Here is a 13,895-nt window from a genome sequence, read left to right on the forward strand (position 1 = left end):
CCGTGATGGGCCACCGGCCGGAACCTACGGCGGTGGTCAGCGCAGGGCGCGGTCGAAGACCGGCCACGACCGGTGCAGGTCGTCTTGCCAGTAGGTCCACGAATGGGTCCCGGTGGGGCGGAGCTCGACGTGGGCGGGAATGCCGAGTTCGTCGAGTCTCGCGACGAACCGCCGCGTGCATTCACCGGTCGCGGCCTCGATGACCCCGCCGGTACCGGCCTGCCGGACGAGCACGAGCGGATCGCCCGCGACCTCACGGCCGTCCAGCGTGTCGTCGTACCCGGGAAGCCCCGTGCCACTGGAGATGTAGAGTTCGAGGCCGCGCAGTCGCTCGGCGTTGAGGTAGGGATCGTGCGCGGCCCACGCCGGATCCCCGACGGGACCCCACATGTTCGTCACGTCACCCCGCCCCCGTCCCTCGACGACCATTTCGACGAAGCGTCTGCTCACCGGGTCGCTCGTGGAGGGGCACCCGCTGTATGCACCGACCGCGCGATACAGTCCGGGGCTTTCCACGGCGAGATTGAGGACCGAGGTCGCCGAGGCCGACACGCCGGCGATCGCGTTGCGACCGGATGTGCCGAGAGTGGCATCGACGATCGGCGGAAGCTCACGAGTGAGGAACGTCGACCACTTGTGGCGTCCGAGCACGGGATCGTCACTGCGCCAATCGGTGTAGTAACTGGCCCGACCACCGATCGGGGTGACGACGTTGACGTTCTTGTCCGCGAAGAACGCGACGACGTCGGTGCGGTCGTGCCAGTTGCCGGGTTCTTCCCCGCCGGTGTACCCGTTGAGCAGGTACAGGGTGGGGCGCGGGCGCGACCTGTCGGACGGAAGAATCACCCGTACGGGAATCTCCCGGTCCATGGCGGCGGAGTGGACGATCAGAATCTGCTGCCGGGTATCGACGGTCTCCACCCGGACGAGATGCGCGCCGGATGTCGGCTGCGCGGTTGCCTGCGGCACGACGAACGCGACCACCGCCGCGAGCATCACCAGGGCGCCCAGCAGACTCGGAATACGATGCACCACATTCCTTTTCGTCGAAATGTATGCGGCGACCACGGCGGTTGCGCCGCGGTCGCCGCTGTGGGCCGTCAGGAGTTCGACAGCAGAAGTTGGATGATGATCTCGAGAATCTCCACGCCTCTCACCCCCTCATATCGAACGGTGGATCAGGTAACCATTCGGTCACGGGCGAGAAACTATCAGGCAAAGTCGGACAGGGAAGACATTTTGATCGAATCCGGAGAAATACCGATTCGCGACATGCGAAGGCGGGTGGAAACGACGAATGCGGGCGAGCAGCGCTCACCCGCATTCGCGTTCGTACGGTCGGTCAGTTCAGATCGAACCCCCGGCGTTCGAGCGCTTCCTTCAGCCCTTCCCGGACCCCGAGTGCCCCCGGTGTCGCGAACCGGCCCACCACCCGCTCGATCCAGCTGTCCGCCAGGCCCTGCTCGCGGTAGAACGCGGAGATGCGAGCCTCGTACTCGGCGGTGCCGGCTTCCTGCGCCTCCAGGTCGTACTGTTCGCGGTGCAGCACGACATCGACGCCCAGCCGCGGCTTGACCTCGGCGGCTGCGGTGGGATCCGGATGCCCGACGACGAGCCCGACCACCGCGAAACTGTGGGCCGGCAGGTTCAGCTCCTCGGCGAGCTCGGTGGGGTGGTTCCGGATCGCCCCGATGTACACGGTGCCGAGGCCCAACGATTCCGCGGCGAGTGCGGCGTTCTGTGCCGCGAGCGTCGCGTCGACCACTCCGAGCAGCGCCGATTCCACGAAGCCTGCATTGACGAGGTCGCGATCGTTCTGCTCGGCGATGCGGCCGGCGCGCGCGAGGTCCGCGACCCACACCAGCAGCAGAGGCGCGTTGCGGACCGCGTCCTGGTTCCCGGCGAGAGCCGCGATCCGGCCGAGCCGATCCCGGTCGGTCACCGCCACGACACTCCACAACTGCAGGTTGCTCGAGCTCGCCGCGGACGACGCCGCCGCGACGATCGCGCGCAACTGTTCTTCGGACACGCTGTCCGGCAGGAACTTCCGCACCGACCGGTGCGCGAGCTGCGTGGCGAGCACCTCGTTCCACACGAGCTCTCCGGCCAGCTCGGCGCGATCGGCCTCGGCGGTGCCGTAGCGGAGGGCGAGCGCGGCGCGGCGGCCGGCGACAACGGTGTCGGTCATCTGAGTGTCCTTTCTGCAGCGAACGCTTCCCCATCCTGCCGGGCCGGCCCGACACCGCCCAGGGTTCGCCTCACCGCGATTCCAGACGATTCGGGCTCGGCGGGTCTACTCTGACCGCATGATGCGACTCCTCGCGACTGCGGTCGTCGCCCTGATCGCCAACGCGATCGCCCTGATCGTCGGGGCATGGGTGCTCCCCGACATGTCTCTCACCCCAGTTGCGTTCCTCATCGCCGTGGTGATCTTCACGGTCGTCGCGGTCGTCATCGACCCGCTCATCCGCCAGGTTTCGGTGACGAAGGCACCCGTGCTGCTCGGCAGCAGCGCCCTCGTTTCGACGCTGGTCGCGCTGATCGTCACCGCACTCGTCAGCGACGGCCTGAAGATCAGCGGTATCACGACGTGGGTCCTCGCAACCGTGATCGTGTGGGCGGTGTCGGTGATCGCCCGCCTGCTGCTGCCGATGGTGATCTTCAGGAAGACGCTCGCCGCCCGCAAGTAGGCAGCGACCCCGAGGCGAAAGATCAGGGTCGGAATCGGGGGGTCACCGGATGTGCCCGAGTGCCTCCCGGCGGCACGCTGTAGGCATGACATTCGAAAGCAACTCCACGCCCCGCCCCTTCGTCCGTTCCCGCACGCAGCGCATGCTCGGTGGCGTGTGCGGCGGCCTCGCCGAATATTTCAACGTCGACGTCAATCTCGTCCGTGCGGGTGTCGTCGTCGCCGCCTTCGCCACCGGTGGCGGTGCCGCGCTGGTCTACCTGGCCCTGTGGATGCTGCTGCCGGAGTGACGGTTCCGGCCGTCACCGGATGCCGGTGTCGCGGCCCAGCCGGTGGGCGTTGTCCAGGATCGCCGAGCGCAGCGCCCGCGCCGGTTCACCGAGAACCGAACGCCGCGCCAGCAGGACGAACTCGAGATCGCCGGCGTCGGGTAGCCGACGCACTCCCGCTCGCACCGGTTCGAGACCGGCGGGCGGGAGACTGCGCGCGTGCAGCACGACGCCGAGCCCCGCCAGCGCCGCCGCGCGCAGACCGTTGAGACTGTCCGCGACGCACGTGATACGCGCGCCGAACCCGGCGCGTTGCAGCACATCGAGCGCGATGTCCCGGGTCAGCGACGGAGGTGGATAGGTCACGAGCGGCACCGGCCCGTCCGGCTCGATGGTGAAATCGGGGGCGGCCAGGAACGCGAGACGGTCGCGGAAGATCAGTTCCCCGTGCTGCTCCCCCGGCCGGCGTTTGCCGAACATCAGGTCGAGTTCACCGTCGTCGAGGCGCCGGTGCAGTTCCTCGCTCAGCGCGACGGTGAGTTCGAGATCCACCCGCGGGTGGCTGCGCCGGAACTCGCCGAGGATCGCCGGGAGTTCGTGCAGTACCAGGTCCTCGGACGCCCCGAACCGCAGCCGGCCGCTGACCGGGGAGTCCTGGAAGTACCGCCGTGCGGCGTCGTGCCGGTCGAGGATGTCGCGAGCGAAACCGACCATCGCACTGCCGTCGGCGGTCGGCTCGACGGAATGGGTGTCCCGCAGGAACAGCCGACGACCCACGGCCTGCTCGAGCTTGGCGACGTGCTGACTGACGGTGGATTGGCGCAGACCCAGCCGCCGCGCGGCGGCACTGAAACTGCGGTCGCGCTCGACGGCGAGGAAACTCCGCAGCTGCACCGGGTCGAACACGATCGCCTCCGATCACGATTTGTGATGACAGTAATCGTGGTGATCGGTTCTGTAAATCAGCGGTTGTTCCCCTACCGTCTAACCATGCTCTCGAAGATTCCCGTGCTGAACCGACTCGACCCGTTCCTGGTCGGCATCCTCGCGACGGTCGCCGTCGCCGCGCTGCTGCCCGCCGGCGGAGTCGTACTCACCGGGTTCACGTGGGCGTCCAAGATCGCGATCGGCCTGCTGTTCTTCCTGTACGGCGCGCGCCTGTCCACCCGCGAGGCGGTCGACGGCCTCAAGCACTGGCGGCTGCACGCCACGATCCTCGCCACCACGTTCGTGTTCTTCCCGCTGCTCGGGCTGGCCGCGAAGGCGCTGGTGCCGTGGCTGCTGACGGACCCGCTGTACATCGGGGTGCTGTACCTGTGCCTGCTGCCGTCGACGGTGCAGTCGTCGATCGCGCTGGTCTCGGTCGCGCGCGGCAACATTCCCGGGGCGATCGTCAGCGCGTCCGCGTCGAGCCTGCTCGGCATCTTCGTCACCCCGGTTCTGGTCGCGCTGACCATGGCGACGCAGGGCGTGACGTTCAGCGCCTCCGCGGTGCTGGACATCGTGCTCATGCTGCTCGTGCCGTTCGCGGCCGGCCAGGTGCTGCGCCGCTGGATCGGCACGTGGGTGAAGGAGCACGGCAAGGCCCTCAAGCTCGTCGACCGCGGCGCGATCCTGCTCGTGGTGTACGTCGCGTTCAGCCGCGGCATGAACGAGGGCATCTGGTCGAGCCTGTCGATCGCGCGACTGCTGGCCCTGGGGGCCGTGTGCATCGTCCTGCTCGCCCTCGTCCTCGCGCTCACGTGGTTCGGGTCGCGCCGTCTCGGTTTCACCTACGAGGACCGCACCGCGATCCTGTTCTGCGGGTCGACGAAGTCTCTCGCGACCGGCCTGCCGATGGCGACGGTCCTGTTCCCCGGTCAGCCGATCGGGCTGATCGTGCTGCCGCTGATGCTCTTCCATCAGATTCAGCTGCTGGTGTGTGCGGCGATCGCGGCGCGTCTCGCCAAGAACGTCGCCGAACCGGTCCCGGTGACCGTGTCCTGACGACGGGACCTCACCGCCGGGAAGCGGCCGGACCCGCCTTCTCCATCAGGGTGAGATAGGCGTCGAGCCGCGCCGCGCCGGCGAGAAGATTGCGGCTGCGCGCGCCGAGCCGGTCCTGCCAGGTCTCGAGGAAGACCCGCAGTTCCTCGGTCCCGCCCGCCTCACGCACCGAATCGACGAACCGCGCGATCCGGGTCAGCGGATATCCGCCGCGCCGCAACTGCCGCGCGATCTCGGCGTCCCGCACACAGTCCGGCCCGTAGGTGCGGTAGCCGGTGGCACGGTCGCGGCCGGGACGCAGGATGCCTTCGGCTTCCCACGCGCGCAGCGTGGCCCGGTGCACGCCGAGCCGGTGCGCGAGTTCGCCGACGGACAGCGGCCCGCCGCTCGGAGCCGGGGTCGCGGAGGACAGGGCACCGAGCGCCGACGCGACCTCGGCACGGGTTTCCCGCTCGGTCAGCAGGTCGACGTGGGCGGTGTCGATGAGACGACAGGCGGACTCGGCGTCACCGCGGTTGACGCGGCGCATGATCTCCGCCGCCTGCCCGTGGCCGTGCCCCGCGCGCAACGCGAGGAAGGCACGCAGGGCATGCGCGTGCAGCGGTGTGTATCGGCGGTATCCGGCGGCGCTGCGCTCGGCCGGCGGCAGGATGCCCGCGTCCTCGTAGTTGCGGATCGCCTGCGCCGACAGTCCGTGCTCGCGGGCGAGGTCGACGGGTCGCAGGGTGCACCTCCGTTTGAGACTTCGAACCCGAAACCGCAGATGATCTTCGTGAAAGTTTCACCCGATCCTTCAACGATACTGTCGAGGGGGTAGGTACTTCCGCCAGAGGAGTGTTCATGCCGACCACCACATCGCTGCAGGAAATCGCCCGCCCGCTCGACGACCGCGAGAGCCTCGGCCGGGTACTCGACGAACTGCTCGCCGCGCGACCCGAGCCACCGGCGGTGCTCGCACTCGGTGAGCCGACCCACGGCATCGAGGCTTTTCCGTTGCTGCGCAACGATTTTCTGAGTCACCTGGTCGACCGGGGATTCCGGTCGATCGCGCTCGAAACCGACATCTTCGCCGCGTCGATCGTCGACGACTACGTGTGCGGGGCGCCCGCGGAGCTCGAGACGGTGCTCGCGACCGGGTTCAGTCACGGTTTCGGTGCCGTACCGGGCAACCGCGAACTCGTCGACTGGCTCCGCGCGCACAACTCCGGAGTCGCCCCGGAGGATCGGGTTCGCTTCCACGGCTTCGACGCGCCGCTGGAGTTCTCCGCGGCACCGAGCCCGCGCCGCGCACTGTCCGCGGTCGTCGAATACCTGCCCGCGCCGCTGCGACCGGCGTCGATCCGGGATCTCGACGCGCTGCTCGGCGACGACGCGGACTGGACGGACGAGGCGGCGATGTTCGATCCCGCCGTCTCGATCGGCAATTCGGATCGGGCGCGGGAGCTTCGCCTCGTCGCCGACGATCTCGCCGGTGCGCTGCACCGCGCGGGACCTCGCCTGCGGCCCGCCGACCCGGACGGATACGAGGACGCCGTCACGCACGCCCGCACCGCGTCGGGCCTGCTGCGCTATCACGCGGCCATGGCGACGGCCGGACCCGACCGGATCGGGAGTCTGCTCGGGATCCGCGCCGAGATGATGGCCGCGAACCTGCTCGCGCTCGTCGCGCAGGAACAGCGGCGCGGACCGATCCTGCTGTTCGCGCACAACGCGCACCTGCAGCGGGCGGAGTCCGGGATGCAGGTCGGGCCGGAGAATGCGAGCTGGTGCAGTGCCGGTGCGCTGGCCGGGCTCGAACTCGGTGAGCGCTACGTGTTCGTGGCGACCGACGCCGCACCCCACCCGGAACCGGGCACCCTCCAGCACGCGCTCGCCGCGGCGACCGGCCGGAAAGCCCTGTTCCCGGTGCCGGAGCTACGCGCTGCGCTGCCGTCGTCCGTCGGTGCGGGCGAGCCGATCGTGCCCGGCCACATTCCGTTGACGCCGGCCGCGGTCGCCGGTGCCGACGCCGTCGTGTTCGTCGCCGACACCGACGGGACGCGGAAGCAGTACTGGTAGAAGCGGTGGCCGTCTACCGGTTCAGGGCGGCCTCGATCATCGGCCACGACTGGTGCAGGTCGTCCTGCCAGTAGCCCCACGAGTGGGTGCCGACGGGGCGGAACACGGCCTGCACCGGGATGTCGAGTTCACCGAGCCGGTTCACGAACCGGTGCGTGCACTCGTCCGTCGCGGCCTCGATGGCCCCGCCGACGAGGATCTGATTGGCGAGCGCCTCCACATCGCCGTTCACCTGGGCCTGATCGAGGCGCTCGTGCTGGCCGGGCAGTCCGGTCGCGCTCGACACGTACAGATCGGTGCCGCGCAACTTCTCCGCGTTGATGATCGCGTCGTTGGCAACCCAGTCCGGGTGGTCAGCCGGACCCCACATGTTCTCCACGTTGCCGTCGCCCCGCGATTCGACGACGGTCGTCACGTAGGCCCGGCCCAGTTCGTCGCTGGTGGACGCGCAACCGCTGTAGGAACCGACGGCGCGGTACAGCCCGGGGCTCGCGATCGCGAGGTTGAGCACCGACGTCGCCGACGACGACAGGCCGGCGATCGCGTTGGCGCCGGTGGTCGCGAACGTGGCGTCCACGACCGGCGGCAGTTCCCGGGTGAGGAAGGTCGTCCACTTGTTCCGGCCGAGGACCGGATCGTCCTTCTGCCAGTCGGTGTAGTACGAGAAGGCGCCGCCGATCGGCGTGATCACGTAGACGCCCTTGTCCGCGAAGAAGGACTCGACGTCGGTCTTCTGCGTCCAGGTGGCATTGTCCTCGCCGCCGCCGGCTCCGTTGAGCAGGTACAGGACGGGCTTCGGCGTGGTCGTGTCGGCCGGAAGCAGGATCTCGAGCGGGATCGTGCGACCCATGGACGGCGAGTAGACGTGCGCGGTGACCTTGCGATCGGTGATCCGGTCGATGTGGTCGACGTAGGCACCGGTCGAGGCCGCGTCCACGGTCCCGGCGTCGGCGGGGGGTTCGGCGGTGGCGACGGCGGTCGGGCCGGCGAGGGAGAGCAGGGCGAGTCCGGCGATGACGGTCCGGGAACGGAGGGTGGAGCGCATGTAAAGGAAAGAGCCTTTCACGCGTGACCGCAGCGGCGGAAAAATACCGCTGCGGTCACGGTTCGATGTCGGGAACGAACCCAGTCTACGAGGAACCGAATGCCGAGAAGGCAAGCACCAGGAAGTCCAGGAATTCGAACAGCCCCATTGGTTCCACAGCGGAACTCCTTTTCTAGCCGATGGCGGCGTCTCCTAGCCGATGGCGACGTCGCTGAAGCTGTCGAGAACCTGGATGAAGTCAGGGTTGGCGGCAGCCCACTGGAGCAGCAGAAGCAGCATGGATTCTCCCCTTGTTACTGAAACGAAATTTCGGACAGAAGGGTTATATCACTGTTTCAGCCCACAGGCAGCGCATCGACATGTTGTGAAGAATTCACAGAAAAATAGGTCGAACGGAATTGTTCACGTGTTTCGGACGGGGCTCGGTCAGCTAAAACGGGCGAAGCCCGACCCCACGGTGTGGGATCGGGCTTCGCGCGAGCTGGTGAGCCGGACTCAGAAGTCCATGCCGCCCATGCCGCCGGTCGGGTCCGCGACGGGCGCGGCCTTCTCCGGCTTGTCGGCGACAACGGCCTCGGTGGTCAGGAACAGGGCCGCGATGGACGCCGCGTTCTGCAGCGCCGAGCGGGTGACCTTGACCGGGTCGTTGATGCCGGCGGCGAGGAGGTCCTCGTACTCACCGGTGGCGGCGTTGAGGCCGCTGCCGGCGGGCAGGTTGCGAACCTTCTCCGCGACGACGCCGGGCTCGAGGCCGGCGTTGAACGCGATCTGCTTCAGCGGAGCCTCGAGGGCAACCTTGACGATGTTGGCACCCGTGGCCTCGTCACCCTCGAGCTTCAGGTCGTCGAGAACCGGAGCGGCCTGCAGCAGGGCCACGCCACCACCGGCGACGATGCCCTCCTCGACGGCAGCCTTCGCGTTGCGGACGGCATCCTCGATGCGGTGCTTGCGCTCCTTGAGCTCGACCTCGGTGGCAGCGCCGGCCTTGATGACCGCGACACCGCCGGCCAGCTTGGCCAGACGCTCCTGCAGCTTCTCGCGGTCGTAGTCCGAATCCGACGCCTCGATCTCGGCGCGGATCTGGTTGACGCGACCGGCGATGGCGTCGGGATCGCCCGCGCCCTCGACGATGGTGGTCTCGTCCTTGGTGACGACGACCTTGCGGGCCTTGCCGAGCAGCTCGATGCCGGCGGTCTCGAGGGACAGGCCGACCTCTTCGCTGACGACCTCGCCACCGGTGAGGATGGCGATGTCGGCGAGCTGGGCCTTGCGACGGTCACCGAAGCCCGGAGCCTTGACGGCGACCGACTTGAAGGTGCCACGGATCTTGTTCAGGACCAGGGTGGACAGAGCCTCACCCTCGACGTCCTCGGCGATGATCAGCAGCGGCTTGCCCGACTGGATGACCTTCTCGAGCAGCGGCAGCAGGTCCTTGACCGTGGAGATCTTGGAGCTGACGAGCAGGATGTAGGGATCCTCGAGCACGGCCTCCTGACGCTCGGCGTCGGTGGCGAAGTAGAGGGAGATGTAGCCCTTGTCGAAGCGCATGCCCTCGGTCAGCTCGAGCTGGAGGCCGAAGGTGTTGGACTCCTCGACGGTGATGACACCTTCCTTGCCCACCTTGTCGATGGCCTCGGCGATGAGCTCACCGATCGCGGGGTCACCGGCGGAGATGCCCGCGGTGGCAGCGATCTGCTCCTTGGTCTCGACCTCCTTGGCGGTGTCGAGCAGCTTGGCGGTGACGGCCTCGACGGCCTTCTCGATGCCGCGCTTCAGACCCAGCGGGTTGGCGCCGGCAGCGACGTTGCGCAGACCTTCGCGAACGAGCGCCTGAGCGAGGACGGTGGCGGTGGTGGTGCCGTCACCCGCGACGTCGTCGGTCTTCTTGGCAACTTCCTTGACCAGCTCTGCGCCGATCTTCTCGTACGGATCCTCGAGCTCGATCTCCTTGGCGATGGACACACCATCGTTGGTGATCGTGGGGGCGCCCCACTTCTTCTCGAGCACGACGTTGCGACCCTTGGGGCCCAACGTCACCTTGACAGCGTCGGCGAGGCTGTTCAGGCCCCGCTCGAGACCGCGACGGGCCTCTTCGTCGAACGCGATGATCTTGGCCATTGCGAAGTGATCCTCCGGATATCGGGGTGACACCTAGGACGACCGCTCGTCGGGTCGGCCCATTCACGGCTCGACCCGAGTCGGGTCGGTCCGTTCACAGGACGACCGCTCGTCGGGACGCCCCGTGTTGGCTCGGTCGGAAGCAGTGCCCGCGACGGACGACCAGGGGTGTCGATATTCCCGGCCTCACCATCCCGACCTGGCACTCACTCAGCGTGAGTGCCAACTGCATTTTTAGCACTCGGGTGTGGCGAGTGCAAGGGTCGCCACACCCGGTCGATGGGTACCGATCAGCGGCGCGTGGACCCCACACCGACCGCGCACCACTGACCCGACCCGGTGTTCACCGCGAACGACTGGGCACCGACGCACGTGACGCCGGTTTCGTCGGCGGTCGCACCCGATCCCCAGCCCGCGAGCGACAGGGTGATCACCGACGGACCCTGCGCCGACGAATGGCTCAGACCGCCACCGAGCGCGAAGGCAAACGAACGTCCGCCGTCCCGCGCGGCACTCAGCGCGGTGCCGAACCCGGTCGCCTGCGCCTCGGCCGCCCCGGCCGCGTTCGCGACCGACACCGCGGTGCCGCTGTCCGCCGCCGCCGCGCGGGCCGTGCTGCCGATCTCCGCCTTGGCACCGCAACTCGCGGTGTCCGACACGAGGATCTGATTCTCCGACGGCGGCGACACACAGGTCACCGGCGCAGCCGTCGCGGCACCCACTCCGAGCAGGGACGCGGCCGCCACACCCAGGGCGGCGACCACACCGGCACGCGCCGCGCGACGGCCGGGACGAACGGAGCGGAAGGAACGAATGATCAAGGCAGCTCCTCGAGAACTGGTTCGAGACTGATCGGATACCGGAGGAGAGACCCCCGGGGCGCGAGCGTATCCCGTCCCGAAAGGACCCGCCCGAGTGGGATGGGTCACAGCGCCCGACGGTGCCGGCGGCCGCTACAGCCGGTCCAGCAGGGCCGGAAGATCGGCGATCGAATCGATGACGTGATCGGGCCTGTCGACGGCCAGATCGAGCACCGACTGGCGGAACTTGCCCGTGCGCACGAGCACTCCGGACATCCCGAGCCGCTGCCCGGGGATCACCTCGGCGCCCAGATCGTCGCCGACCACGACGATGCGGTCCGCGTCGGTGCCCATCAATTCGGCGGCCTCGAGGAAACCCTGCATGGACGGCTTCCCGACCGCGACGACGCTGCGCCCCGACAGCTCCTCGAGACCCGCCAGGTAGGTGCCGGTGTCGAGGCGCAGACCGTCCGACGCCTGCCACGCGCCGGCCCGGTGCATCGCGACGACGGGCACCCCGTCGAGCATCAGTTCCGCGACCCGGCTCAGCGCCCGGTGCGTGAACTCGGGCCCGGCGCCACCGAGGACGACGACCTCCGGATCGTCGTCGTCGCGGACGACGCCGGCGAGATCGGCGTCGACGTTGCCGTGGTTGAGCAGCCAGCACCGGCGACCGGGATAGGTCTGCCGCAGGTATTCGGCGGTGAGCGAGGCGGCGGTGACGATCTCCGACTCGTCGACGGGCATGCCCAGTTCGGTGAGCCGGCCCGCGATCTCGGCGCGGGTGCGGGAGGTCGTGTTGGTGAGGAACGCGCGCGCGAGGCCGCGGTCGCGCAGACCCGCGAGCACGTCCGCGGCGCCGGGGACGGGGTCCCACGACAGGACGATCACGCCTTCGATGTCGAACAGAACCCCGTCCACGCCGCTCATGACGCCGAGCTTATCGGCCCGCGTCGCGCTACAGGCTGCGGGCGAGCTTGTCGGCGAGCAACCGCGCGAAGCGAGCCGGCTCGTCGAGTTCGCCGCCCTCGGCGAGCACCGCGGTGCCGTACAGCAATTCGGCGGTCTCGGCGAGCGCCGGGTCGTCGCTGCGCTGCTCGTGCGCGGTACGCAGACCGGTCACCAACGGATGGTCCGGGTTCAGCTCGAGGATCCGCTTCATCGGAGGCAGCGCCTGTCCCGATGCCCGGTACATGCGCTCGAGGGCGGGCGACATGCTGAACGTGTCACCGACGATGCATGCCGGGGACGTCGTCAGCCGCGACGACAGGCGCACCTCCTTGATGTGCTCGTCGAGCGTGTTCTTCAGCCATTCGAGCAGGTCCGCGAAGCCCTTCTCCTTCTCCTCGCGTTCCGCCTCGGCGGCCTTCTTCTCGTCCTCGCTGCCGAGGTCCACCTCGCCCTTGGCGATCGAGCGCAGCGCCTTGCCCTCGAACTCCGGCACCGACGACGTCCACATCTCGTCGACCGGGTCGGTGAGCAGCAGCACCTCGATGCCCTTGGCGCGGAACGCCTCCATGTGCGGGGAGTTCTCGAGCTGCTGCCGCGACTCGCCGGTCAGGTAGAAGATGTCCTCCTGGCCTTCCTTCATCCGCTCGACGTACTCGGCGAGCGTGGTCTGCGTCGCAGTCGCGTCAGGGTCGGCGCCGGCCTCCGTGCTCGCGGTGGAGTCGAACGACGACAGCGCCAGCAGGGTCTCGCGGTTGTCGGTGTCGGAGATCAGGCCTTCCTTGACGACGCGACCGAACTCCGCCCAGAACGTGCGGTACTTGTCGCGGTCGTTGGCGAGCATGTCCTTGATCGTGGACAGCACCTTCTTGGTGAGCCGGCGCCGGATCGCCCTGATCTGGCGGTCCTGCTGCAGGATCTCGCGAGAGACGTTGAGCGAGAGGTCCTGTGCGTCGACGACACCCTTGACGAAGCGCAGGTACTCCGGCATCAGCTCTTCGCAGTCGTCCATGATGAACACCCGCTTGACGTACAGCTGGACGCCGGACTTGCGTTCGCGCATGAACAGGTCGAACGGAGCGTGCGACGGAAGGAACAGCAGCGCCTGGTATTCGAAGGTGCCCTCGGCCTTCATCGGGATGATCTCGAGCGGGTCGTCCCAGGCGTGGGAGACGTGCCGGTAGAAGTCCTTGTACTCCTCGTCGGACACCTCCTCCCGGGAACGCGCCCACAGGGCCTTGCCGGAGTTGAGGGTTTCGGTTTCGACGACCGTCTCGACGACGGGTTCGCCGCCGTCCTCGGCGGGGGTGGTCTTCGTGCGTTCGATCTCCATCCGGATCGGCCAGGCGATGAAGTCCGAGTACTTCTTGACGATCTCGCGCAGCTTGCTCGGGGAGGTGTAGTCGTAGAGGTGGTCGTCGGCGTCCTCCGGCTTGAGGTGCAGGGTGACGGAGGTGCCCTGCGGCACGTCCTCGACGGCGGCGATCGTGTAGGTCGACTCGCCGCCGGATTCCCAGCGCGTGCCGGTCTCCTCCCCCGCCCGGCGGGTGACCAGGGTGACATTGTCGGCGACCATGAACGCCGAGTAGAAGCCGATGCCGAACTGGCCGATCAGTTCCTCCGACGCGGCGGCGTCCTTGGCTTCCTTCAGCTTGCGGCGCAGTTCCCCGGTGCCGGACTTGGCGAGTGTGCCGATGAGGTCGATCACTTCGTGGCGGGACATGCCGATGCCGTTGTCCCGGACGGTGAGGGTCCGCTTGTCCTTGTCGACCTCGAGGTCGATGTGCAGATCGGAGGTGTCGACCTCCAGGTCCTTGTTGTGGAACGACTCCAGTCGCAGCTTGTCCAGCGCGTCGGACGCGTTGGAGACGAGTTCCCGCAGAAACGTGTCCTTGTTCGAATAGATCGAATGGATCATCAGGTCCAGCAGCTGCCGGGCCTCGGCCTGGAACTCACGCTGTTCGACGTTTGTGCTCATTTTC

The 13,895-nt window shown here is 68.2% G+C and carries 13 protein-coding genes; 4 read left to right on the forward strand and 9 right to left on the reverse strand.

Features of this window, described 5'->3' with window-relative positions; translation table 11 throughout:
- Window positions 1–36 precede the first annotated feature (36 nt).
- Entirely contained in the window at window positions 37–996 is a 960-nt protein-coding gene (locus ACWDUD_RS11390; protein WP_450109435.1) for an alpha/beta hydrolase, read from the reverse strand.
- Window positions 997–1,342: 346 nt separating this feature from the next.
- Entirely contained in the window at window positions 1,343–2,188 is an 846-nt protein-coding gene (locus tag ACWDUD_RS11395) for a nitroreductase family protein (protein ID WP_450109369.1), read from the reverse strand.
- A 118-nt stretch (window positions 2,189–2,306) separates the two neighbouring features.
- On the opposite strand from ACWDUD_RS11395, the gene ACWDUD_RS11400 reads away from it, so the two are divergent.
- A complete protein-coding gene (locus ACWDUD_RS11400) occupies window positions 2,307–2,690 on the forward strand; it encodes a phage holin family protein (protein WP_197255995.1) in 384 nt (127 codons plus the stop codon).
- 85 nt (window positions 2,691–2,775) lie between these two features.
- Window positions 2,776–2,979 (forward strand): PspC domain-containing protein, encoded by a 204-nt coding sequence (locus ACWDUD_RS11405; protein ID WP_450109370.1) that lies wholly within the window; start codon window positions 2,776–2,778, stop codon window positions 2,977–2,979.
- Between the two features lie 12 nt (window positions 2,980–2,991).
- On the opposite strand, the gene ACWDUD_RS11410 is transcribed toward ACWDUD_RS11405, so the two are convergent.
- Window positions 2,992–3,864 (reverse strand): LysR family transcriptional regulator, encoded by an 873-nt coding sequence (locus tag ACWDUD_RS11410; RefSeq protein ID WP_450109371.1) that lies wholly within the window; start codon window positions 3,862–3,864, stop codon window positions 2,992–2,994.
- Window positions 3,865–3,948: 84 nt separating this feature from the next.
- Between ACWDUD_RS11410 and ACWDUD_RS11415 the strand changes: the two genes are divergently transcribed.
- Window positions 3,949–4,944: a bile acid:sodium symporter family protein gene (locus tag ACWDUD_RS11415; protein ID WP_450109372.1), complete on the forward strand. Its 996-nt coding sequence runs from the start codon at window positions 3,949–3,951 to the stop codon at window positions 4,942–4,944.
- A 10-nt stretch (window positions 4,945–4,954) separates the two neighbouring features.
- On the opposite strand, the gene ACWDUD_RS11420 is transcribed toward ACWDUD_RS11415, so the two are convergent.
- On the reverse strand, window positions 4,955–5,668 hold the full coding sequence (locus tag ACWDUD_RS11420) for a MerR family transcriptional regulator (protein WP_450109436.1): 714 nt from the start codon (window positions 5,666–5,668) through the stop codon (window positions 4,955–4,957).
- Between the two features lie 116 nt (window positions 5,669–5,784).
- On the opposite strand from ACWDUD_RS11420, the gene ACWDUD_RS11425 reads away from it, so the two are divergent.
- Window positions 5,785–7,002, forward strand: a complete 1,218-nt coding sequence (locus tag ACWDUD_RS11425) for an erythromycin esterase family protein (protein WP_450109373.1) — start codon at window positions 5,785–5,787, stop codon at window positions 7,000–7,002.
- A 13-nt stretch (window positions 7,003–7,015) separates the two neighbouring features.
- On the opposite strand, the gene ACWDUD_RS11430 is transcribed toward ACWDUD_RS11425, so the two are convergent.
- The 5 genes from ACWDUD_RS11430 to htpG form a co-directional block, all read right to left on the reverse strand.
- Complete coding sequence (locus tag ACWDUD_RS11430) at window positions 7,016–8,047, reverse strand: alpha/beta hydrolase (protein ID WP_450109374.1); 1,032 nt, start codon at window positions 8,045–8,047, stop codon at window positions 7,016–7,018.
- A 495-nt stretch (window positions 8,048–8,542) separates the two neighbouring features.
- The gene (gene groL, locus ACWDUD_RS11435; RefSeq protein ID WP_197256008.1) at window positions 8,543–10,165 is read right to left on the reverse strand and encodes a chaperonin GroEL; all 1,623 of its coding nucleotides are present in this window, start codon (window positions 10,163–10,165) and stop codon (window positions 8,543–8,545) included.
- Between the two features lie 290 nt (window positions 10,166–10,455).
- Complete coding sequence (locus ACWDUD_RS11440; protein ID WP_197256010.1) at window positions 10,456–10,986, reverse strand: DUF6764 family protein; 531 nt, start codon at window positions 10,984–10,986, stop codon at window positions 10,456–10,458.
- A gap of 132 nt (window positions 10,987–11,118) precedes the next feature.
- Window positions 11,119–11,895 carry an HAD-IIA family hydrolase gene (locus ACWDUD_RS11445; RefSeq protein WP_248673032.1) on the reverse strand — a complete coding sequence of 259 codons (777 nt, stop codon included), beginning with the start codon at window positions 11,893–11,895 and terminating at the stop codon, window positions 11,119–11,121.
- 28 nt (window positions 11,896–11,923) lie between these two features.
- On the reverse strand, window positions 11,924–13,891 hold the full coding sequence (gene htpG / locus ACWDUD_RS11450) for a molecular chaperone HtpG (protein WP_248673031.1): 1,968 nt from the start codon (window positions 13,889–13,891) through the stop codon (window positions 11,924–11,926).
- Between the last annotated feature and the right edge of the window lie 4 nt (window positions 13,892–13,895).

The organism is Rhodococcus sp. NPDC003382 (assembly GCF_053589135.1).

Excerpts from the sequence above, each read along its gene's own strand:
- ACWDUD_RS11390 (WP_450109435.1), bottom strand. The coding sequence starts at position 996 with ATGCTCGCGGCGGTGGTCGCGTTCGTCGTGCCGCAGGCAACCGCGCAG.
- ACWDUD_RS11395 (WP_450109369.1), bottom strand. The coding sequence starts at position 2,188 with ATGACCGACACCGTTGTCGCCGGCCGCCGCGCCGCGCTCGCCCTCCGC.
- ACWDUD_RS11400 (WP_197255995.1), top strand. The coding sequence starts at position 2,307 with ATGATGCGACTCCTCGCGACTGCGGTCGTCGCCCTGATCGCCAACGCG.
- ACWDUD_RS11405 (WP_450109370.1), top strand. The coding sequence starts at position 2,776 with ATGACATTCGAAAGCAACTCCACGCCCCGCCCCTTCGTCCGTTCCCGC.
- ACWDUD_RS11415 (WP_450109372.1), top strand. The coding sequence starts at position 3,949 with ATGCTCTCGAAGATTCCCGTGCTGAACCGACTCGACCCGTTCCTGGTC.
- ACWDUD_RS11425 (WP_450109373.1), top strand. The coding sequence starts at position 5,785 with ATGCCGACCACCACATCGCTGCAGGAAATCGCCCGCCCGCTCGACGAC.
- ACWDUD_RS11430 (WP_450109374.1), bottom strand. The coding sequence starts at position 8,047 with ATGCGCTCCACCCTCCGTTCCCGGACCGTCATCGCCGGACTCGCCCTG.
- groL (WP_197256008.1), bottom strand. The coding sequence starts at position 10,165 with ATGGCCAAGATCATCGCGTTCGACGAAGAGGCCCGTCGCGGTCTCGAG.
- ACWDUD_RS11445 (WP_248673032.1), bottom strand. The coding sequence starts at position 11,895 with ATGAGCGGCGTGGACGGGGTTCTGTTCGACATCGAAGGCGTGATCGTC.
- htpG (WP_248673031.1), bottom strand. The coding sequence starts at position 13,891 with ATGAGCACAAACGTCGAACAGCGTGAGTTCCAGGCCGAGGCCCGGCAG.